Origin of the sequence: Butyrivibrio proteoclasticus P6B7 (genome assembly GCF_000622085.1) — a bacterium.
Taxonomy (GTDB): domain Bacteria; phylum Bacillota; class Clostridia; order Lachnospirales; family Lachnospiraceae; genus Butyrivibrio; species Butyrivibrio proteoclasticus_A.
Window position 1 is genome coordinate 12,128 of record NZ_JHWL01000028.1, and the last position, 22,952, is coordinate 35,079.

Below are 22,952 nucleotides of genomic sequence, written 5' to 3' on the forward strand. Positions count from 1 at the left end.
TATATGGCAGAAGAAAGAGCGAAATATTCAGAGGTACGTCAACTAGTTATTGACATGCTAAGAATGGATCTGTTGGGACCAACCGAAGAAAAGGAAATACTAACTGAAAATCCGCGGCATGCTTATGTCGTGGGAATGCTTGCTCCACAAACCGAGCTAAACGGTAATGGCTCAACTGAGGATGAACAGGAAATAGACGCTGACATGGCGATAGAAGATGATTCTGATTATACGGCAGGTGAGGACGATGAAAATGAGCCGATAACATCCAATCATTTTAAACTTCCGTCATCAATGGGAATAAGCTTTTATATTGAAACGTCTACTCCAAGCATTAGTGTTGATGTCTCTTGGGGAGATTACACAAAAGAATCAGAGAAGATATTAAACAAAGATGGCAAAGAAGTAAGTGCTGCAAGGTATACTCGTCATCCAATGAAAGAAACGGTGGAAGTCGTTTTCTCTGATTTTGAAAAAGGAAGCGACTACAAGCTTCAATCCGATTCTAATGTTTGGCTGCATATATCTAGAATTGGTTTAAAACGCGGATATTCGCTGGTGACAGCTTATGTAATTAATAAAAGGAATACACCAGAAGGTGATGTTGAATCTTTAATGTTCCAGGTTAATATTAAGGCTTATTCTGGCAATGGAGATAACATTTTTATTGCTGAACATATTTGCAGAGAAGTACTGGCATCGGATGAGTTTTACTTTGAGCAAAGGCCTATTCTGGGAAGAGGAAGAGGTTGTGCTGCCACTTGGGGCAAAACCATAAATGGAACTACCTCATATGTTGAATCAGATTTCATTCCACAATATGAGTTTCCGGGAGTCAGCGCATCACTGGAGGGATTTGATCCTTTCTTTTTCTCCATGAGATCCCTTTCCATGTCCAAAAAGAAAGATGAGATAATCGAAAAACTTAATGTATTAGCTAACGCTTATGAAGACTGGATAAATACAAAACTAGTTAATGATTCCAAAATGAGTGATACTGATTTTAAAAATCGTATCGGGGAGGAAGTCGTAGAAAAATGCAAGCATGCTTTAGATAGGATACGAGAAGGAATTAAGCTTCTTGTTGATGATGATATTGCGTTTGATGCATTTTGCTTTATGAACAGCGTAATGATAATGCAGAGAAATATTGCAAATTATTCGAAAGTCCATGGAGCAGGGATAGAGTGTAATTTCAAAGAATTTGTTGATCCAAGAAAACCAGAAAATGATTTTGGCTGGAGGCCATTCCAGATAGCATTTATTCTTATGAACCTGAATGCTATTGTTGATCCTGCCCATGATGACAGGGAAATCGTAGATTTACTATACTTCCCTACAGGTGGAGGAAAAACAGAGGCTTATCTAGGTTTAATGGCTTTTGTAATAGCAAACAGAAGGCTACGTGCAAGTGAAAACGATGAATATAACTGCGATGGTGGAGTTACCGCTATTCTGAGATACACTCTTAGATTACTTACAACTCAGCAGAGAGATCGAATCACTAAGATGGTTGTGGCTGCAGAACTGACAAGAAAAAGGCATTATCCAAAGTATGGCACTGAACCGATAAGTATCGGATTTTGGGTTGGTGGCGGAGTAACACCTAATGATTTTGATTCATTGAAAGAAGATCCCGAGGACAGGGAAAAGACCGCAAAAGCTAGGGCTCAGAAAAGGCTTATTTATAAGCAGATCCTTACATGCCCGTTTTGTGGAAAATCTTTATCAGTCGATGATCATAATGAAGACATAACTGATAGAACGTTTGATATAGATATTCAAAGGAAAGCAGTAGATATTTATTGCCTTGATAAGGATTGCCTTTTTTACAAATACGGCGATAACAGTATAAAAATACCGGTTTATTTGGTTGATGAAGAGATTTATTCCAAGTGCCCTACAATTATTCTCTCAACTGTAGACAAATTTGCAAGATTACCATGGGCGGTAGAAACAAATTCATTATTTGGAAGAGTTGATAGAGTTTGCAGTAGAGATGGTTATGTTGCTATAGGGGCTGAACATGCTAAACACAACAAGACAAGTGAGCTACCTGCCTCAACATTAACGCCTATTAAACCTTTTTTGCCTCCAGAACTTATTATCCAAGATGAGCTGCATTTGATAACCGGCCCATTGGGAACGGTATATGGTGCATATGAAACACTAATTGAAGATTTATGCACATATGAGCTGGATGGAAAGAAAATCAGACCTAAGTATGTTGTTTCAACTGCAACTATAAAGAATGCAGGAGAACAGGCTAAATGCTTGTATGCTCGCAAAGAAACCTCTCAATTTCCACCGAATGGTTTTGAAATAGGGGATAGTTTCTTTATTACTGAGCTTCCTGTCGAAGAGCATCCGTTTAGAAAATATGTTGGAGTTTGTGCGCCTGGACAATCTGTTAAGACGGCATTGTTACGAATATATTCAATAATACTTCAAGAGACATATGACTTATCGCTTAAGGATGAATATAAAGCATATATAGATCCATATTATACATTGGTAGGATACTATAACAGTATTAGAGAACTTGGTGGTGCTGTACGACTGCTACAAGACGATATACCAGATCGTATTCAGCGAATTAAGAAGAAATATGGTATGAGCAAGCAAAGGTTTTTGAGTCGACGTGAAGAAATAACTTCAAGAATGTCTTCATATGAGATACCCAAAAAACTTAAGCAGCTTGAAACAACATATGAATCGAAGGAGTGCTTGGATACGGCGATTGCTACAAATATGATTGCGGTAGGTATGGACGTAGACAGATTGGGACTTATGGTTGTAACTGGTCAGCCTAAGCAGAATTCTGAGTATATTCAGGCAACTAGCCGAATAGGACGAGCTTTTCCTGGACTCGTTGTAACTTTGTACAATCCTTATAGACCCAGAGATCTGTCGCATTATGAGAATTTCACAGGATACCATTCTCAATTGTATCGCTTCGTTGAAGGAACGACTGCGACTCCATTTTCTGCAAGAGCAAGGGATAGGGTTATGCATGCGCTGATTATTGCTGCACTTAGACTAAAATGTCAGCAGATGGCAACAAATGCAGATGCAATAAATATCCTGAATGTTCCTGACGAAGAACTCGACTGCGTAAAAGGCTTGATAATTGGGCGATTAAACATAATCAAACCAGGTGCAAAGGCTGATGCAGAAATAGAGATAGATAGATTTATCGATAAGTGGAAACTATTGGCGTCCCAAGCCAAGAGACTTCGCTATTATGTTTTAAAAACTGATAGATATAATAGGCTGATGAATAGTTATGGTGAAAACTGTACGGACACTGAAATGCCAACACTAAGATCCATGCGCGAAGTAGAAAGCGCTGCAAATATGTATTATTACACGGAGGACTAAAATGCCAGGATTTAACAATAACAAATTAGGCGAACTCCGTCCTAATCAGATTATTACAACTTTTGGACCGGGCTCAATAGTAGATGCAGTTAAAGATTCAGTTACTGTATTAGATTTAAATTATTGGAAGGATAAAGGTAAGAAGATTATTGATGGTAGATTGGCATCATATCTAGGAGTTGACTGTTTTTATATGCCAAGAACTTCTTATGGTGAGGATATTCCTGTAGTTAGCTTTCCCTATATACATGTATGCTCAAATGTAAAGTGTGGAAGATTGTTTGATGTTCGTGATGATTTTGATCTCGATAAATATGTAAGATTTGGGGTGACATGTCCTGAATGTAACAGACAAGCTTATCCTTCTCGTTTTATAACAATTTGTGAAAATGGTCACATGGCAGATTTTCCATGGAGATGGTGGGCACATTATGGTAATACAAACTGCAAAGGGGACCTGAAGATGTATTCAACTGGTAATACATCAACGCTTGCCGATTTATGGGTAGAATGTAAGAAATGTGGCGATAAGAGAAGTATGAGCGGCGCTACGCAGGCGGAAAACTTTGATGGTATGTCGTGTACGGGTTACCACCCTTTTAGGCCAAATCATAAACCCGAAAATTGTGGTAAGAAAATTATTCCATCACAACGAGGCGCTTCCAACGTGTATTTTGCTGTGAGTAGAAGTGCTATTTCTATTCCACCATGGATCAATCCTTTATATAACCTTATTGATGAACATCTTCGACTGATTGAAAGTTATAAAGAAGATTTTGGCGATATGGGTGTTCAAAAAATATATGAAAAGTATTTCTCGGAATATGACCGTGAAGAATTCGATAAAGCTCTTAAGCGAAGGTTAGATAATATTACGGAATTTACCGAGATAAAAAAGATGGAATATGACGCAATCACTCATCACGATGATCCGGTATATGCATCAAATAAGAAACATTTTAAGGCTGAAGAGGATCCATTACCAGAGTACCTTCAAGAGTATTTTAAGAGAATTATTCGTGTTACCCGACTCAGAGAAGTTCGTGTGTTATTAGGATTCACTAGAGTTGACGCGCCAGATCCTGATGCGGATGAACAAGCGAACATTGTTTATCTTAACAAAGGAAAGTCTGAAAAATGGTTGCCTGCGGCAGAAATCCACGGTGAAGGAATATTCATTGAATTTAACAATGAAACGTTAGCTAAGTGGTTGGGTAATAAGGAAATAAGTAACCTTTCAGAGAAGTACTCTGGATGCTATAAGGAATTTTGTGAATCTCGTGGCTGGAAAATAACAGTATTAAGAGATGCAAAATATGTGTTGTTACATACATTTGCACATCTTCTCATAAAGCAGATGTCTATGTCTTCAGGATATTCTTCGTCAGCTATAAGAGAAAGAATATATTTTGGTGATAACATGGCAGGGATATTGCTTTATACCGGCAGTGCAGATAAAGAAGGCTCTTTAGGTGGACTTGTAGAGCTAGGCAATATTAACAAGTTAAATTCCTTGATGAGAGATGCTTTCCAAGAGGCATTGTTATGTACTAATGATCCTGAATGCCTAAATAATATTCCGGCTGGAAACAACTCTAACGGAGCAGCGTGCCATTCATGTTGCATGGTTTCTGAAACGGCTTGTGAAAATGGTAATAGGATGCTGGATAGAGGGCTGGTTGTTCCAATTGCAGGAAGAGAAAAACAGGCTTATTTCAAGAAACTTGTGGAGGATTTATGTCAACTGGAAGCATGAGTTTAGACATTCTTCTGGATCAAATAATGGAAGATGCAGTCGCACTTTCACAGGATGCAGTAAAGGACATCAGAAAGAGATATCCATCACTTTCTGAGAAAGAAGCAATGGAAATACATTCATTAATTATTGGGGCGTCCAAATCTGATGGCGTAGATGCTTCCTTGGTTGTGACTGCACCACCATCTTTTGCAATTAAAGAAAAATCAACAAAAGTGGTAGTGCAGGAATTATTGGAATCTGCAAAAAGTAGCATCTTGATCACAGGATATTCATTATCTGATTATTTCGGGGATCTCGTAGATTGCATTATCAGAAAAAGTCAGCAGGGAGTGCTGGTTAAGTTCTATGTCAATCATATTGAAGATCAAAAAGGGTTTGATAAATTGTGTCGTCACAAAGGGAGATTCCTAAAGATATACAATTATCCCAAGCAGGCTGATAATATGGCTGCACTTCACGCAAAGGTAATTTCAGTTGATGGGAGAGAGACGATAATAACATCGGCCAATCTTTCCTATCACGGACAAGAGGGAAATATTGAATTAGGAACTCATATCATATCCTCAGATATAGCAAAGCAAGTAGATGAAGTATTTACAAGACTTTTGTTTAAAAAAATATTCATAGAAATCTAGTGCTACGGTGCTGTGATAAAAACATGAGGTATTTTGATAATGGCGGTTACGCAGGTTAATCTATTTAGGGATGAAGAAAAACTTAAAGAAAAAGTATATGGGGAATTAGACAGACGCAAAGAGGAAGCGGCTGGAGATGTTAATTCTGCAAAGAAAACATTAGATCATGGAGCGTTTGAAGATCAGGATGCTTTTGTACCAAATTCGCAACTGGCTGGAGCGAGGGAAAAAAGACATAAAACGGAACGCTTGGTGGGAATGCTGTATGATAGGCCTTACTTTGCGCATGTTAAGGTAAAGTATGATGGCGACGGATACGAAGATGATTATTTTTTATCTGATTGTGAGACATTGGATGAATCCGTTCCAATAAAAAATGGTGGAATGTTATTGCCATTTAAACAGGATGATAGAAGGCCTATATCTGGAGCTTTGTTCTCATGTTACCAAGCAAAAAATGGAAAAAGGGCATCATACAAAGTTAACGATGAAGTATTTAGCTTTATTGCTCAATTAATCTGCGATACCGATATTGAGAGCAGAGTACTTAGGAATGTTAATCAGTATTATCCAAAACCAGAGACGACACAGGTTACTGCAGATGAGTTGCTGGAGTCGAGGCTTGATGAGAATCGTAGTGACCCTTCACTTAGAAATATCATATCTACGCTGCAACTTCAACAGTTTGAGATTATTGGATCGGATGTCAGTGAGAGCTTTGTTGTTCAAGGATGTGCTGGATCAGGTAAATCGCAGTGTTTGATTCATAGGCTGTTCTTCTTTAGAGCAGTGTTGGCTAAAGATGGTTGGGACAAAGTTTTGCTTATTACCCCGTCAAAGCTTTTCAGACATTATTCATCAGGACTGATGAAGAGGTATCAGTTAACTAGTATTAATGACTGTTCCATCTCAGATTTGTACATAGAAATGCTGGGAAAATATGATGATCGTTTCATGGATCGTCAATACGTTTTTCAGACGACGGAGGAGTATCTTCCCGATGAATACTTGCATGAAATCTATGATGAGGCAAATGTTAATGGTATTGAAACTGAAATAGATAAAGCTATAAATAGTTATGTCAAGGCTGGGTGTGATGCACTTGGAATCGAGGTTCCAGCAAGAATATCATCAAGTGTAATCAGCGATATTGTAAAAGAGTTAGATGAAGCTATAACTGTATTTGATGAGAGAGAAAAGTCTCTTCAAGAAAACGAGGAGTACCAAAATAAGCGATCAGAGTATGAAAAACTCGTTAAATCATTAGAATCAACGCAAAGAAAACTTCAGAGAAATAAAGATGAACTGGCCAGGAATATAAATAATCAGGAAGAGCTTGCAAAGGCCATCCAGAGTCTTGAAGATATTGAAAAAGAAAAACAAGAGTGGATAGATTTAAGAGAGAAGCAGGTTAGCAATGCTATCGCAGAACTTGAAGCTATAAGCAGGAAAGTTGATAGAGGCACTGACTTACAGGCACCTGCAAAATATGCGAAACAGATTTTTGTTGTAAAAGATCTGACTGAAGGAAATAGTTATTCTGCTTATTTAGAAGAACTTGATTATTATGATGAACTGATTGGCCTTGCCAATAATGAGATTCAGGACATAACAAGAGATAAAAAGCCTAAGAATGTAATCACAAGATATCAAAAGCGCCAAGAAGAGATAAATGAGAATATTAAGAATTTAGGTGTTGAAGTAGAAGAAATCTCTACAAAAATGGAAGAATATGCTGATTGGCTAAGGAATGCTGCTAATGAATATGATGGACAAGAAGCAAAGAGCACATTGTTGCGATCAGAGATGCAGCAGGCAAGATATTTCCTATCACGTATTGAAAGCACTGTCTTTGAGAAAGAGGTTTGGAACGCATTAGCTCCAGTTAAAGAAAAATACAGCATTCAAACTATGGAGATTGAAGAACTGGCAGACGGAAAACGCAAAGAGAGTAGGATTCTGTATAAGGCAGATTTACTGTTCTATATAAGGATATATATGAAGCTTCATCCCAGCTTTAGTTTGCCTCAATTCAATCTGATTTGCATAGATGAAGGTCAAGATCTTCATAGAGCAGATTATGATATTCTACATGGATTATATCCAAAGGCTGTGTTTAATATTTTTGGAGACGTAGATCAGGTTTTACATGCATCATGCGGAATAAGTGATTGGAAGGCTCAAACTGGTATAGAGAAGATCTATCCACTGGAAACAAACTACAGAAATACAGCTGCAATAGTAGACTTCTGCAATAAGCAGTTTGGCGTAAAGATGAATTACCTGGGTAAGGTTAAGAAAAGCCAAAATCCAGTTGTTATTTCTGATTGGAATGAAGCGCGCGACGTTATTGTTAACAAGAATCTGGTTATAATTGTTAAGGACAAGGAAGCCTTTGAAAAGCTTTGCAAGAACACTGGATTAGACCTGGGCAACATCGTATATCTTGATACTACATCTGATAAGCCAGAGGATGATGTAAAAGAATGTTACTCAATATATGCCGCTAAAGGATTGGAGTTCCCAGAAGTATTTGTATATGCAAATGGAATGACAAAGAATCAAAAGGTCGTAGCATGTACTAGAGCGATGGGAGGTTTATATTATTATGAATAATCAAGCAGAAATATTCCGCCAGGAAAACGATGAGATGATAATGCAACTCATTGAAAGCCTTGATGCAATTATAAAGAAATTTGATGAAGGTGTGATTCCTGGAGATCCGGAAAAAGCAGATGCTCTCTACATGCTGAATAAGTATCTGGATTCATTGATTGGCTTTAAGGCGCGGAAAATGCAGGCATTTTCCAAGGTTAAGGATAATTCTGAAAGGAAATTCGATGAAGAAGAAATTATATCTGAGCTATTAGAAAAGAAAGAGTATTTAAAGCAGCTCGTTAGAATAGGCTGGGAAAAAATGATACCAGTTAATGATACTGAATTAAGTGATGGAAAGGATAGTCTTCTTGTTGATGAAGGTTATTTGGATGAGATAGTCACAGGTTCAAAGGAGACGCATTATTATGTTTTAAGTAATAAGGGCGAGAAGACACTAAAAAGCAAAAAGCTATTTTCCAAAATCCGCAAGGATTTGTCGACTTCTGTCATTCCTCAAGCGGTTGTCAATGAATCATTCAAGTGGAGCAATTTATATGTTAGGCGAGTAGAAATGATAAATGAGTATTTTAAAAGGTTAAGGGGGAATGCCGAGCATATAATTTTTTCACTGGATAATTCTAAGGATATGGTGTTTGGGTGTGAAGTAGATGGTTCTGCAGATGTAAATTATGTTTTTGCTGGAATATTTGATGAAAAAATTGATGAACATATTTCCAAGTTAAAAGGAATAGCCAATTCTGGCCTTGTTGATCAAATTATAATTCTAAATAGTTCAGAGGATGGAAGGGCTCTTTTAGAAGGAGAGGGCCTCAATACAAAAGCATTATCAAATATCAGATATGAAATTATTAAATAGGGGTATGGCTATGGCTAAGAAAACACAGTATGACAATATAAAAGAGGATGTAGTAGCTATCAAAGAAAAATTAACAAATAAAGAGCTATTATCAGAGAATGATTGTGTCAATTTAACCCACCAAATAGAAAGGCTTCCTGATGTTGAGGAAAGGATTGATATAAAAGATGGTGGTGTTCTTAATGTTGAGGCTTTTTTGGCAGAGTTTAACAGATTGGCAGAAAATTCAAAGAGCAAGCTTGAAAGTATGCTTGCCTTGATTTCCGAAGGAAAAGTTCCAAGTACAATAGAACGCCAGGAGTTTGATGAAATAATCGATCGCTTGTGCGAAAAATATGAGACTGTATGCGAATTTGCCGAGAAAGAACTGGATGATGAAGAATTACCTGATAGTAACAGTTCTTTTTATGACTATTGTGAAGCACTAAAGAATAGTAAATCTGCAGTTCTAAAGAGTCAGCTCAATGATGTAAAAAAACAATTGAAGAGATATATTTCTGTTCAGTCACTTGTATCTAAGCTTGCTCTGGCTTTGGAGCCATTTCAGAAAGATGCAGAAGCATTACTGGAAAGGATCAATTCTGGAGAAGTTAATTCTGTTGATGAGATAAGCGAAGAAATAGCTGGTCCACAGCTGTTCATGAAAGCTTTGGAGTATGAGGATTTAAATACTGACGAGGGAACTGATATTCTCGATTCACTTGAGGAGCATTATAGCTATCCATCAAGGATTACCCGTGGATTATCAGGAAAGAGTTATTTTATACCGGATAATGTCGATGATAATGAAGATGAGCAGAGTGATGAGCAAGATTTAGCAAAGGAAGTGAAGGATACATCTGCTATTCAACAAGCCTCTGAAGACTCTGGAAAAGATGATTCAATAGATGTTGCTACATTCGAATCAACTGAGAATGATGAAGTGGTTAGTGAAGAGATAGAGCACAAGAAAGATGACATCGCAGAAGAACAAAAGGTAGAATCTGCGTTTACTTTGGCTGCGAAAAATGAAGGAATAGCGCTTGAAGAAAAAGATTTCGGATTATTGTCTTGTGATAAGAGCGATGCTGAATCGAAGAAATTATCAGCAAGTGTATTTACTGGTGATTTAAGAAAGGGTAATGTCAAAGCCCTTAAGAGCATCATTCAGATGGTTGATAAATTTCCATATATATCTCCTGAATTAATGGAAAAGAGATTTAATATTCCTGAGAATATTGCTGAGGCGAGCATGGAGTTCCTTTTACGTAAGGGCTATTTGCGAAAATATAAACTCAATCCGGTTGGTGACTTTTACTGTTCAACAATGCGATTAGAAAAGGCTCTTACTTACAAAGAAGCTAGCAAATTTGTCGAAATCAGGCAGCATCGTGTAGAGGAGTTTGGAGAGACAATTGAAGATCGAGCATCGAGTGCAGCTGCAAGAGTCGCGATGTTAAAACTGTATATGCATGATAATGACGGGTACTATGAGAATGATATTAAATCATTTTCGGCTCAAAACAGGGTATTCACTGAATCATTCGCCTATATGTCATATGATGCTAATTTAAAGGCAAAATGCAACATTATTGTTGGAGCATTCTGGACTGAATATAGTGAATGTGATTTGGTTTTGGAGGCTATAAAAGAATTTGCCGGCCAAGGAATGGAAGTGTCTCGAATAATATTTGCTGCAGCAAATGTAGAAAAAGGCCGTTCAATTGCAAAGATTGTATCTGATCAGAATATAGATGGAATAGATGCCTCTGTTGCATATATTTATGGAGCAGATGAGGAGGTCTTTAAAGCTTTCTCTACAAATGAGGAAATAAGTGCTGAGAGATTATGGAACATTGCAAAGAATCAAGAGGAAGAGAATGATTCAGACGGTTTAACAGAAGAGTCAGATATTGAAAAACATGATACTGCACCTGAGGAAGTGATTAGTGCGGATGATGCAGTAAAGAAGCCTTCTGAAATAAAATCCGAAGTATTATCTGTTGAAAATGATGATAGTAAGGATTCAGACAATGCAGAAAAGATAGTTTATAGATTCATATTGAGCAGAAAGTATTACTGCACAACAGCCTATGCAAAGTCAATTGCAAATAAGGATTCTAAATATAACTATTTATATGAATTACTGGCATTTGCTTTTAATGACCCTATGAGACATTGCGTTTATTCTGCAAATACTGTCTTTGACATGGTTCCGGATGTTCATAACTATTTCTCCGAGTCTCTTATGACTGCTATCGGAATGAGGACATTTTTCTCTAACCAGGTTCGCTACGACTATAATATCAAAGGGGTTTATGATGCAATCAAGGCATATGAAGTAATAGATGAATACCCTGCTCTGAGTAGTGTCTTATATAAATTGGTTGAGTTTAAAGATGAACAGAACAGAGGAATGGATTATTATGCAGACTATCATGCCAAGAGTATTGCACAGCTTGATGGTGAGATTAAAAAAGTTCAGCAAGATGCGAAATTGTTCTATGAGAGCACAATCATAGCAAAAAAGTCAGAGAAGGCAAGTCAGAGACGTTTCCTTGAGACAAAGAAACTTTTGTTGGATAAAGGAAGTGAGATTGGTCAAAACATTAAGATAGTGGTGGATAATGATAAGGAATTGCAGCCACTTGTTGTTGAATTCCTTCAAGAAAAGTTCATCAAAGAGGGAAATACACTATCTGAAAACAATATTGATGCAGACTTATTGTGGGATTTTATAATGGAATATTGGGATAAAGCTGGTGATAAGATGATGTATCGAATCAGAGCTGATCTCATGAGCCATTTGAGAAGCAATATTGTTAATGTAACAACAAAAGCGCTCGAGATAATGATACGCTGGTGCAATCTCGTTGAAATGTCAAATGATCAGACTGAGGATAGTAGTTCTATAGCATACAAGAAAATCAGAAAGCCTCTTCTGGCAGACATTGAAGATGCAATGAATGCTATCACTAAGGATATTGAGAGCAAATCCTTTGAAGAGGATAAGCTTGCAGGTCTTGAAGCAATAAGATCATCGTTAGATGAATTGTCACGCTGCATAAATGGGACATATGAGGAATATGAACATAGATTTTTCTATACGCCTTTTTTGATGACGGATCATATTCTTCTGGATGACAATTTCTGCCCGGATTTGGATACTAGGTTATCAGATATTAAAGAGCTGCAACCAGAGTATCGTATTTTGGAGTTTGCGAAAGCCAAGCCAGTTGAACCAGTTAATCGACTGAAGGAGATTTTGGAAGATGGTGGTGATGACTATGGTAGCGCTAGGCTGATAATTCAGTATCTTAGAGAAACTGCGCCGGATTTCATAGTTGATGGATTTAATCAGAATATAAATGATGGCGAAGAGTATGTGAAAGAAACTGCTGATTTAAGGAAAACGCAGTTCATTGGAGATCTTGAGTTGGCATATGTTTCTGGCCAGATTGATAATTCCAATTCATCTGAGGACAAAAAAGAGAAGATTCTTCAGATTGTGGATGTATGGTATCAGTGGGCATGTGTAAGTTCGAACTATGGTTTCTTTGCCAAAGTTATGAACGCATATTTAGAAGAAATTAAGAGACAGGCCAAGTCAAGGGAAAAGGATTTGCTTGCACAACTTGAGGCATTCAAAGATACTGTGATTTCTGGATTGTCTACAGAAGAGAAAGAAAAGAAAATCACTAAGATACAGATTGCTATCAATAATCAGAATTACACTGTTGCAGAGGATCTTCTTGCTCGTGCATCACAGGTAGATGATGATTATGAAAATATTATTGAAGAGCATTTCTTAAAGGATTTCCTTGAAGACTATTCTGATTATTATAAGCCTGTAACAGGAAATTCAAGTTTTGCAACACTCGTAAGTTATAGAACGCGTAATAAAGGAGAAAGAGGAGGTCGTCGTCTTGCAGACAACTGGCTTCCGGGAGGAAGTAATCTTGGCAAGGAAAGATTGCTCGGATTGTTATCAGGCTTCGGCTTTAATGTAGATGATAGCTCTGTACAGCAGATGTCTCCGATAGGACGTTTTGAAAACTATAATGTAAAGACTATTGCAGCAAAAGGTGGTAAGAGAGAAAACTATACACATCCCATTGCTGCATTTGGATCAGCGGCATCGAGAGATGGCTTCAGGGTAGTCTGCCTTAATGGTAAGTATGAAGCACAGACGCTTATTGATGTTATGAAGCAGATTGGAAATGCTAAGCATACAATGATCCTGCTAGACTTTGCGCTTGATAAGCCTGAGAGACGAATATTGGCTAGAAAGAGTAAGTCAGAATTAGGAGATAAGCTTTTTGTTGTAATAGACCGTACAGTAATGATGTACATGGTAAAGAATTACGATGAGACCAAAGCAACCAGAATGCTGATGTCACTAATTGTTCCGTTTGGATACTACCAGCCATATGTTTGGGAGTCTTCAAATGTTATGCCGCCTGAAATATTCATGGGACGAAAGCATGAGTTGGAGAGCATCGAGTCTCCTACAGGTGCCAACATAGTTTATGGTGGACGTCAGCTTGGTAAATCTGCTTTGTTGAAAAAGGCAAAATCTGATATTGATCAGGATGAAAACGGAAATAGAGCCGTTCTGATTGATGTTAAGTATCTGGACTACAAAGATGCAGCCAAAAAGATAGGCCATGCGCTATATGATGAAGGTGTATTAGAGCAGGACATTGAAACTACAGATTGGGATGAATTATCACGTGCAATTCGTAAAAGATTGCAAAGTGATAAAAACAGGATACCATATCTGCTGCTACTTCTTGATGAGGCAGATGCCTTTATCGAGAGCTGTGAGGCAATCAGCTACAGACCGTTTGATGCTTTAAAAGAAATACAGAGTATAGGTGAAGGCAGGTTTAAATTTGTTATAGCCGGATTAAGAAATATTGTCCGATTTAAGAGGGATGCTGCCCTTGGAAATAATAGTGTTCTTACTCATTTGGAAGCTATGACAGTAAAACCATTCCAGACGAATGAGGCTAGAGAGTTGATGGAGGTGCCACTACATTATTTGGGATTAGAGTTTCCTAAGGATAATGAATCCCTTATTACACTGATACTTGCTTCTACCAACTATTTCCCTGGTTTGATTCAGATGTATTGCGCAAAACTGCTTTCTTCAATGAGAAGCAAGGATTATGCAGGGTATACAGAAGCTGATACACCTATCTATGAAATCAGTGAAGAGCATATAAAGAAGGTTTTAGCTGATCCTGAGTTTATGGAACAGATTAAGGAGAAGTTTATTATTACCCTTAAGCTTGATGAAGATAATTATTATTACTTGATAGCACTTCTTATGGCATATATGTATCACAATAGAGAAAGTGTTGATGGATATTTGGCTGAAGATATCAAGAGTGCAGGTAAGGAACTCGGAATTGCTAAGATAGCTAACTTGGACAATAATAAATTGACAGCTTTCATGGAAGAGCTTAAAGAATTGAACGTCCTTAGAGGAACCGACAGTGATCATTATCTCTTTACCAGATATTCATTCTTCCAGATGATGGGAACAAGTTCTGAAGTTGATGACAAACTTGTTGAGTATATGGAGGAATAAGCCATGATGAACATTTGGTGGAACCAAGTTACCAATGCAGTCCAGTATGTTTCTGAAATAAAGAAAAGTTTGCTTGAGGAGAAGAGTGTTCTCCTCAAGTATTCATCAAGTATGCCGTGGCGAGAGTGTTTTGAAGACAGTGTTAAAGAGGCTGTAAAGCTTCAGAACTCTGAAAAAAAGTTTGTAGAAGTCCCTGCTGTTACAAATCCAGGAGAATACCTTCTTAATGAGTTTTGCAAAAAGGAGAAGCGTGCAGAATATAGACCATCAAAGGGATATTCAAAGTTTTTTGCGGAGAGCGAAGATATAGTCCTTCATGACAGATATCTATGGATTGAGATTGATGGAGAAGAATGTCTGGAAAAATGGATGTCGTTCGCATCAGAATACATAAAAGAACGGGGCAAGAATAGCAATAAGGCCGTGTTCATTTTGGAATGGGCTGATGAAGGACAAGTGCCGGTAAAGAAAGGTATTAAAGTATACTCCTTTGATGACTATATAGGTGAGTACGATAGACTGGCTTTTGCAGTGTTGGCATCTTCCTCAATAAAAGAAGACATTTTTCTAAAGAACTATCTTGTTGAGCTTGTGACCAATACGGCTGGGAATGATATAGAACTTTGCGCTGATTGTGTCATGGGATATAAGGAATTTTTAAAAGATCCGCATGCTTACATAAGAACCGTATTAGAATCAAAAGTTAGGAGCGATGGATCAGAGTATTCTTATGAAATGACGCAGGAAGAGGTTAACCACTTGATATGGTTGGCACAGATAAAAGCGATATATCCTCACTTGGAGGAGTATCGCGAAGAATTTGTTCAAAGACATGCAAATGCTATTTCCAAGCAGCTTCCTATTCAGGCACCATATGGAGAAATATATAGTGATCCTAAAGATGTTGAACTGGGAACATTGATTTATATGGCTGGAAGTGGAACATTAGTATTAAATCAGAGCGAATATGAGAAGTTAAAGAGATTCAAAGAGGCAAGAAATAAGCTTTCACATTTGGCAACGCTGACATTTGAAGAGATAAAACAATTGTTATAAGTCTGGGAGAATGAAGTCGTAGCCAGGATTGTTGCTTTGCTACTACTGTGTTTGTGTGAGTTGTAGAATTATAACAATTTATAGGTTGGTACAACAATGTCTGATGTACTTTCTGAAGAACAACGAAGTAAAAATATGAGGCATATTCATTCGAAGGACACCAAGATTGAGATGCTTCTGAGAAAAGAGTTATGGAGCAAAGGGTATCGATATAGGAAGAACTATAAGATGTTGCCTAGAAATCCTGATATCGCTATCACGAAATATAAAATAGCTATATTTTGTGATGGCGAATTTTTTCATGGGAAGGATTGGGAGGTATTGAGGCCTAAACTTGAAAAAAGCAATAATAGTGAGTTTTGGATAAACAAAATCTCGAAAAATAGGCAAAGGGATGAAGATGTCAACAAGAAGCTCCAATTTGAGGGATGGACTGTAATCAGATTCTGGGGAACTGATATCAGGAAAAATATTGATGAATGTATAAAGGTTATTGAGGAAACTATATTAGACAAACAAATAGCAGAATACAATGAAGAGTAGGTAAAATATATTTTTAGAGGTAATCTACAGTTGTTACGGAGGCAAGCGATAATATGAGCAAAATGACTACAGAGCTTATTGAAGATTTATATTCTCTAGGGAAGAGGGTATATAGCAAAGATCTTACCATGAAAGACGCTGTAGGGAAGATTATGGACCAATATGATACCGCTATTGCAGAATCTTCAGCAGAATTCTATATAGGTCTGGTTAAGGAACTTATAAGTGGAAAGGGGTCTACATGGAATCAGAATAGTGATCTTCTTGTATACTATGTGGATCATATTTCTTCAGAGTATGGAATGGAGGCCGGAAATAACGCTTATAAAGGTGGTATGGCTTTTGCCAAATCAAAATCAAGGAAAGCTTTGATTAGTGAACTGGAGAAGGTTAAAGAAAAACACCATTTGGATGGTGCACCAGCATTTAATAATACAGGCGATTCAGATATGAATGAACTAAATCAACAAGTTAATCACATAATAGAATACATTAAATCTAGTGGATTCATGTATGATGACGGATTGATTGAAAATTTTTATCTTTGTTTAAAATCAAAGCCTTTTGTACTTCTTGCGGGAACAAGTGGTACTGGAAAAACAAAGCTGGTTAAGCTATTCGCTGAAGCAATTGGAGCAGAATATAAACTTGTTTCTGTACGTCCGGACTGGTCGGATTCATCAGATCTCTTTGGACATAAGAATTTAAGAGGGGATTTTGTACCAGGCGCGATAATTGATTACATCGTAGAAGCAAAGAGTCATTTGGATACGCCTTATATTTTATGTCTTGATGAGATGAACCTTGCAAGAGTAGAGCATTATTTTAGTGATTACCTTTCAATAATTGAAACAAGAAGGTTTAACAACGGTGAAATAATAACCAGTCAAATCAGTACTGGCGCCGAAGATGAAAAGTATAAAAACATATACTTGCCAGAGAATTTATACCTCGTTGGGACGGTTAATATGGATGAAACTACTTATCCATTTAGTAAAAAAGTATTAGACAGAGCTAATACTATAGAGTTTTCAGATGTCAATTTGATTCCATCATTTGAAAATAAGATAAGTGATGTTTCTCCAATTAAATTGGGCAATAGCTTTTTGAAAACAAAGTATATAACTCTTCTATCCGACACTGCAGAAAGCCAGGAAGCGTTGGTGACCCAGATATGCACAGAACTTGAGGCGTTTAATTTGAAGTTGAAAAAGGCAAATGCACATGTTGGATACAGAGTGAGAGATGAAATTGTTTTCTACATGCTTAATAATGATGAATTCAAACTTTTAGAGTATGAAGATGCAATGGACTTTGAGATTATGCAGAAAATACTGCCTAGAATACAGGGAAGTAGCGGAGGAATAAAGGATTTACTTGAGGATTTGTTTAAAAAGTGTGCGGGAGATTATTCCTCTTTCAGTCAGGATCAAATATGGATGCAGATGAGAGATTATCTTAATAAAAATGGTGCAATTTACATGCGATCTGCGGAGAAAGTATGCTACATGATGAGGAGATTTGAAGAGGATGGCTTTACTTCCTACTGGCTCTGATAAGCTATTAGAAATTAGTACAGAAGAAGTAAATATTGTCATTAAGTCAAAGAAGAAATGGAAAGATAATGATTTTCCAGAATCTTCTTCTGTTGTCGTGGAAGGGTATGGCATATCCAGCTTATTTTTAAAACCCAATGCTGATAAACTTGTATATGAAAAGAATGAGCATTTAAGGATTGTACAGGCAACTAAACCTTTGTTTTTTGAGCAAACAGATTATGAGCTTGTAATAAGTAGCACAAAAGGAAAGAGAATTTCTTTTTTCAATGAGAATCATTCCATACAAGAAAGCGTGGGAATTGTAAGAGATGGCGATGACACATTGCTTTCAGGGGTAATTAATTTTGGTAATACTGTAGGATACACAGATTTTGTTTTTTTCTCAGATGTTCAGAAGGTATTGTCTCTGCGTATAGAAGTATTCCCTTCAAAGATATCTTATAAAGATGATTATAATCTTATGATTGAAGATATATCTGAAATGGTATGCGAAGTTGCATTGGATTTTATGAGAAAAACATATCGGACTTTTGGATCTGGAGCGACTAATAGCTCGCTGTTATCCGTATACTTTCAGATACTGTCAGCAATTTTTAAGGATTTTTTGAATGCTGTGAATCGTATCACAGCAGCGCCAAATCACAAACTGGTAACAGAACACAGTATTGTTCCGGAACATAAAGCTAAAAGGATAGATAGAGTTTCTGAAAAATGGATCGTTAAGCATTCAGATCAGATATTGGCTGATGCTAATGGCATTTCTTTGGAGTATGTACTTTCAGCCAAAAAGAGAGTTACCTATGATACGAACGAGAATAGATTTGTTAAATTTGTTTTACGGTCAACAGTAAAAAAACTTGAACAATTTAAGAGAAGATATATTGATTCTGCCAAGCAGGCAGAGAAGCACATTATTTCCGAAGCAGACAACATGATACGGGAAGTGAGACGGGCATTGAATTTATCATTTCTCAATGAGGTGGCAGAATATTCTGGGGAGCAAAGTATGTCACTTGTGTTCGGGATGGCTCCTGGATATAGAGAGTTGTATAAGTACTATGTAATTTTACAGAAGAGTTTATCTGTGAATGGAGATGTGTTTAAGATGTCACCTAAAGATACCGCACAACTCTATGAATATTGGTGTTTTATTAAACTGTTTAGTATGTTGAAAAAAGAGTACGACCTTAAGACTCCTGATATTATTAAGATTGATAATAACGGAATAACCGTAACTCTTGTTAAAGGCGAAAAGTCGGAGGCTAGATTTGTTAATCCAGATACAGAAGAGGTGATAACACTTACATATAATCCGGGTGAAACGAAAACTCAGACAGTTAACCAGAAGCCAGATAATGTCTTGGAACTAGAAAAGGCAGGTACAAGCATCCGATATAAATATGTTTTTGATGCGAAGTATCGAATAGAGCAGCAACCTGATGGAATATACTATCCGGATGTGAATCCCGGACCTAAAGTCGATGATATAAATACCATGCATCGCTATAGAGACTCTATTGTTTATGAGAACCCGCAATCAAGGTACATTTTTGAAAAGACCATGTTTGGTGCCTATATCTTATTTCCATATGATGAGGAGGAAAAATATTCAACATACGAGCATTTGGAAAATGGAAAAAAGGTATGCGGACATAAGTTTTATAGAAGCATTGAGTCCGTCAACATTGGTGGACTTCCGTTCCTTCCTGGTGCAACAAAGCTTGTGCAGAAGTTATTAGCGGAGTTAATCAATGATTCTAAGGAGTCCGCATTTGAGCGGTCTTCATTGCCAATAGGAATAGAAGAAAAGTTGGCTAAAGTTGATTGGAGTAGGCGTGATGTTTTGATAGGGACATTCAGATCTACCCAGCAATACGACAAGTGTTTTGAAGGCAAGTTTTATTATGTGCCAGAGAAACGGGTTGGAAGAAATCGACTTCCTATCCATTATGTTGCCTTGTATCAGACCAATTCAAAGTTTGATAATAATGGGGAAATTCGGTATTTTGGTGAAGTTATTGGTTTTTCAAGGGTGAAAAGAAAGAGCATTACAGAGGTTCCTATGACCCGGAATAATCCGGAGGAAATATATTATCGCATTTCTGTAAAAAGCTGGGAAGATATTACTAAAATAAACGAAACCGGCAAGCCAATTTATCCAAAAGAATCAGGTTTTGTAGTTGATTTTACCAATATGTTTTTGTTAGAACATAGTGAAATAGTACCGGAATTACAATTTAGAACCGAAGATGAATATCGGTTTTATCATGAACTAAAAAGATCTGCCAATAAGGCGGAAATAAGTGAAGGAGAGACAAATATAGGATTTGATAGAGGAGACTGTAAGTTCGTATTTGCTGGAGGAGAGATTTTGGCTTTTAAGGATGATAAGATTGTAGAAAGGATACAGTTGACAGATTTCTCAAGAAGGCCGGCACAAATGTTTAGATTGCTGCAATATGCGACTAGAATAAACAAAACAAACAATGAACAATGAAGTTACGTACAGCTACAGTTAACAATGGTATAATGAGGTTACGAAACGAAACTGAAAAGTTACGATTCGTAACCTTTTCTATTGCGTAAATTTATGTGTCTGAATATAATCAGCGTAATCAGAGTCGACACTGATAAGGAGCTAATAACATGGATGAAAAAGATAAGCAGATTTTGAAAATGATCAGAGGAAATGCTCGTATGAGCTATCAGGAAATTGGAGATAAGCTTGAGATATCAAGAGTGGCAGCCAAGAAGAGGGTGAAAAAGCTTGAGGATGAGGGAATCATCCGTCAGTATAATACCTACATTAAGCGCGATGACGAAATCACGATGCTGATTGATATTATCACTACACCTGATGGTTTTGACAGAGTACTTGAATATGTGGCAACCAGAACAGTTTATGTCAGGCAGATTTTTACCACTATGAAAGAGTATCATATTCATCTTGTTGCTGTATCTGATTCATCCGAACAAATCAATTACATGGCCAAGATAATCAAGAAGGCTTGCATAAATGATATTGAAGAATATCATGCCCGCACAGTTCGAGAGGTTATCAAGGATGTGTACGGAGGAATTGAATATGAGCGAAAATCAGAGTCTGGCACTATCACAGATAATTGAGCAGATAACCGGGGATCGTGTACATGAGAAAAAGGGTGGAAAATTCTTTTTCAATATTTACTTGAATTCCAAAATGAGTGAGACACCGATAGAAACATTGGAACTGGGAGTCAGAGCCTATAACAGTTTGAAAAGAGCTGGCTACAGCACCATTGGTGAACTGGCAGAGGCAATTTCTTCTGGAACAGAGATCAGTAAGATCAGAAACTGTGGTGCCAAGAGTTGCAGAGAAATAATGGAAAAACTCTTTTTATACCAGTACAGTGCGCTTCCGCAGGAAAAAAGAGTTGGTTATGTGAAGGAAGTTGTTGAATTGAACGCTGCAAGGAAGAAAACATCATAAGGAGACTGGCATATGACAGAAGAGCAGAAAACCAGAATCAGATTTGTTGATGATAATAGCTGCTGTTCATTTGATGGAATGCCGATGCATCCACATTATAGATATTATCTAATATGCGCAGGATTCAAGAATTTGGAAGAGGTTGAAGATAAAACGGGAGAAGAATTTATAGAATTAGTAAATAGCGGAAAAAGAAGAGATGGATCTCCAATTACTCCGCACATGAAGAACCTTGGAGCCACAATGGCTAGAAATTTAAAGAAATGTGGACTTGTTTTCAGGGATGATAACACGGATACCAGGGATATTACACTGGAACATTCGTTTGTGGTTTCGGGGGGTTTTTGGGACACCTAATCTGTCAGAATAGGATTATCAGAAAGAGCAAAGCGTGTTATCACTGTTTTGGCAAATTACCGGTAGTTTTTTCACCGAAGCGAATATGTATTCCAAAGGGCCTTGGAGGTAAGCTTATAACAGGATAAAACTCTTTTCATACGAAATGGAGGTTGTGAACTATGAAGAGAACATTATTAAGTATTTTAGTAGCAGTAATGATGATGGTAACAGCTGTGGGAATGACATCAGTATCTGTAGAGGCAGCTGGCAAGAATAAAACAACTAGCAGTTATTCATCAAGTACGAGCAAGAGCAGCTCTAAGAAGAAAACCACAAGCTCAAAGTCAAAGAGCAAGAGTTCTTCTAAATCAAAGACATCAAGTAGCAAGAGCTCATCCAAGAAGAGTGGCTCAAAGGCATCAAAGAAGACTTATGATTCTTACGACGTACATAATTACAAGTCAGCACAGGATTTTGCGGATGATAAATACGAAGAGTTCTATGATTACGAAGATGACTACGATGATGAAGACGAAGCTTATGATGCAGCTGAAGATTACTGGAATGATTATAACGACTAATAACTGATATGGATTGAAGCAACTGGGGAATGGCAGGAAAAATAAGCTATTCCCCCTTTACATTTAGGAGGAAACAAATATGGCAGGACCTTTTGATAGATTATTTGGAAATACACCATTTGACTTAAATCGCGACGGCAAGATTGATGCCTGCGAGACCGCATTTATCAATGATACATTTTATGAGGATACTCATGGCATCTCATCAGGAAGCTACGATGATGAAGATGGTGATGTTATAGACGAGCTTGAGATGGCAGGCCTGGATAGAGATGATCTGGAGTTTATGGACGAAGATGAGCGCAGATCTGCTATCGAGGATGCAGGTTTGGATCCAGATGATTTTGATGATGAGTTTTGATTTAGAGAGGGCTTATAGATGGGCATTCTTGATATTGATGAGAACAGAATAAAGGCATTATACAAAAGAGCTTGGTATGACTGCGATAGAGGATATGTAGATTCTCATAATTATCCAGAACTTGATCATGCTTTGGTACAGTTTGCTACAGAGAATAATTGTACTTATGACGAGGCGTATATATTAGCAAAGACCGGGAAGAAAATGTTTTGATGCATT

General features: G+C 37.3%; 16 protein-coding genes. All 16 read left to right on the forward strand.

Annotated elements, in window-relative coordinates; genetic code table 11:
• Positions 1–3: 3 nt before the first annotated feature.
• The 16 genes from drmA (at position 4) to T541_RS0114075 (ending at position 22,946) form a co-directional block, all read left to right on the forward strand.
• Positions 4–3,381, forward strand: coding sequence for a DISARM system helicase DrmA (gene drmA / locus T541_RS0114000; RefSeq protein WP_026653303.1), 3,378 nt, complete (start codon positions 4–6; stop codon positions 3,379–3,381).
• 1 nt (position 3,382) lies between these two features.
• Positions 3,383–5,137, forward strand: coding sequence for a DUF1998 domain-containing protein (drmB, locus tag T541_RS0114005; protein WP_026653304.1), 1,755 nt, complete (start codon positions 3,383–3,385; stop codon positions 5,135–5,137).
• Positions 5,119–5,775: a phospholipase D-like domain-containing protein gene (locus T541_RS0114010; protein WP_026653305.1), complete on the forward strand. Its 657-nt coding sequence runs from the start codon at positions 5,119–5,121 to the stop codon at positions 5,773–5,775. The genes drmB and T541_RS0114010 overlap by 19 nt, the downstream gene beginning before the upstream one ends.
• A 39-nt stretch (positions 5,776–5,814) precedes the next feature.
• Complete coding sequence (locus tag T541_RS0114015) at positions 5,815–8,391, forward strand: hypothetical protein (RefSeq protein ID WP_026653306.1); 2,577 nt, start codon at positions 5,815–5,817, stop codon at positions 8,389–8,391.
• Entirely contained in the window at positions 8,384–9,250 is an 867-nt protein-coding gene (locus T541_RS0114020; RefSeq protein ID WP_026653307.1) for a hypothetical protein, read from the forward strand. Before T541_RS0114015 ends, T541_RS0114020 begins: the two co-directional genes overlap by 8 nt.
• A gap of 10 nt (positions 9,251–9,260) precedes the next feature.
• Positions 9,261–14,825, forward strand: a complete 5,565-nt coding sequence (locus tag T541_RS20810) for a hypothetical protein (RefSeq protein ID WP_155839531.1) — start codon at positions 9,261–9,263, stop codon at positions 14,823–14,825.
• A 3-nt stretch (positions 14,826–14,828) separates the two neighbouring features.
• Positions 14,829–15,881 (forward strand): hypothetical protein, encoded by a 1,053-nt coding sequence (locus T541_RS0114030; protein WP_026653308.1) that lies wholly within the window; start codon positions 14,829–14,831, stop codon positions 15,879–15,881.
• 96 nt (positions 15,882–15,977) lie between these two features.
• The gene (locus T541_RS0114035; RefSeq protein WP_026653309.1) at positions 15,978–16,424 is read left to right on the forward strand and encodes a very short patch repair endonuclease; all 447 of its coding nucleotides are present in this window, start codon (positions 15,978–15,980) and stop codon (positions 16,422–16,424) included.
• A 53-nt stretch (positions 16,425–16,477) separates the two neighbouring features.
• Entirely contained in the window at positions 16,478–17,980 is a 1,503-nt protein-coding gene (locus T541_RS19725; RefSeq protein ID WP_051538267.1) for an McrB family protein, read from the forward strand.
• The gene (locus T541_RS19730) at positions 17,955–20,480 is read left to right on the forward strand and encodes a restriction endonuclease-like protein (RefSeq protein ID WP_051538268.1); all 2,526 of its coding nucleotides are present in this window, start codon (positions 17,955–17,957) and stop codon (positions 20,478–20,480) included. The genes T541_RS19725 and T541_RS19730 overlap by 26 nt, the downstream gene beginning before the upstream one ends.
• 149 nt (positions 20,481–20,629) lie before the next feature.
• Positions 20,630–21,109: an Lrp/AsnC family transcriptional regulator gene (locus tag T541_RS19735; protein WP_051538269.1), complete on the forward strand. Its 480-nt coding sequence runs from the start codon at positions 20,630–20,632 to the stop codon at positions 21,107–21,109.
• Positions 21,069–21,452, forward strand: a complete 384-nt coding sequence (locus tag T541_RS0114055) for a DNA-directed RNA polymerase subunit alpha C-terminal domain-containing protein (RefSeq protein ID WP_026653310.1) — start codon at positions 21,069–21,071, stop codon at positions 21,450–21,452. Before T541_RS19735 ends, T541_RS0114055 begins: the two co-directional genes overlap by 41 nt.
• Before the next feature lie 12 nt (positions 21,453–21,464).
• Entirely contained in the window at positions 21,465–21,809 is a 345-nt protein-coding gene (locus T541_RS0114060; RefSeq protein ID WP_026653311.1) for a hypothetical protein, read from the forward strand.
• Positions 21,810–21,970: 161 nt separating this feature from the next.
• On the forward strand, positions 21,971–22,372 hold the full coding sequence (locus T541_RS0114065) for a hypothetical protein (protein WP_026653312.1): 402 nt from the start codon (positions 21,971–21,973) through the stop codon (positions 22,370–22,372).
• A 79-nt stretch (positions 22,373–22,451) separates the two neighbouring features.
• Positions 22,452–22,733 carry a hypothetical protein gene (locus T541_RS0114070; protein WP_026653313.1) on the forward strand — a complete coding sequence of 94 codons (282 nt, stop codon included), beginning with the start codon at positions 22,452–22,454 and terminating at the stop codon, positions 22,731–22,733.
• A gap of 18 nt (positions 22,734–22,751) precedes the next feature.
• Entirely contained in the window at positions 22,752–22,946 is a 195-nt protein-coding gene (locus T541_RS0114075) for a hypothetical protein (RefSeq protein WP_026653314.1), read from the forward strand.
• Positions 22,947–22,952 lie beyond the last annotated feature (6 nt).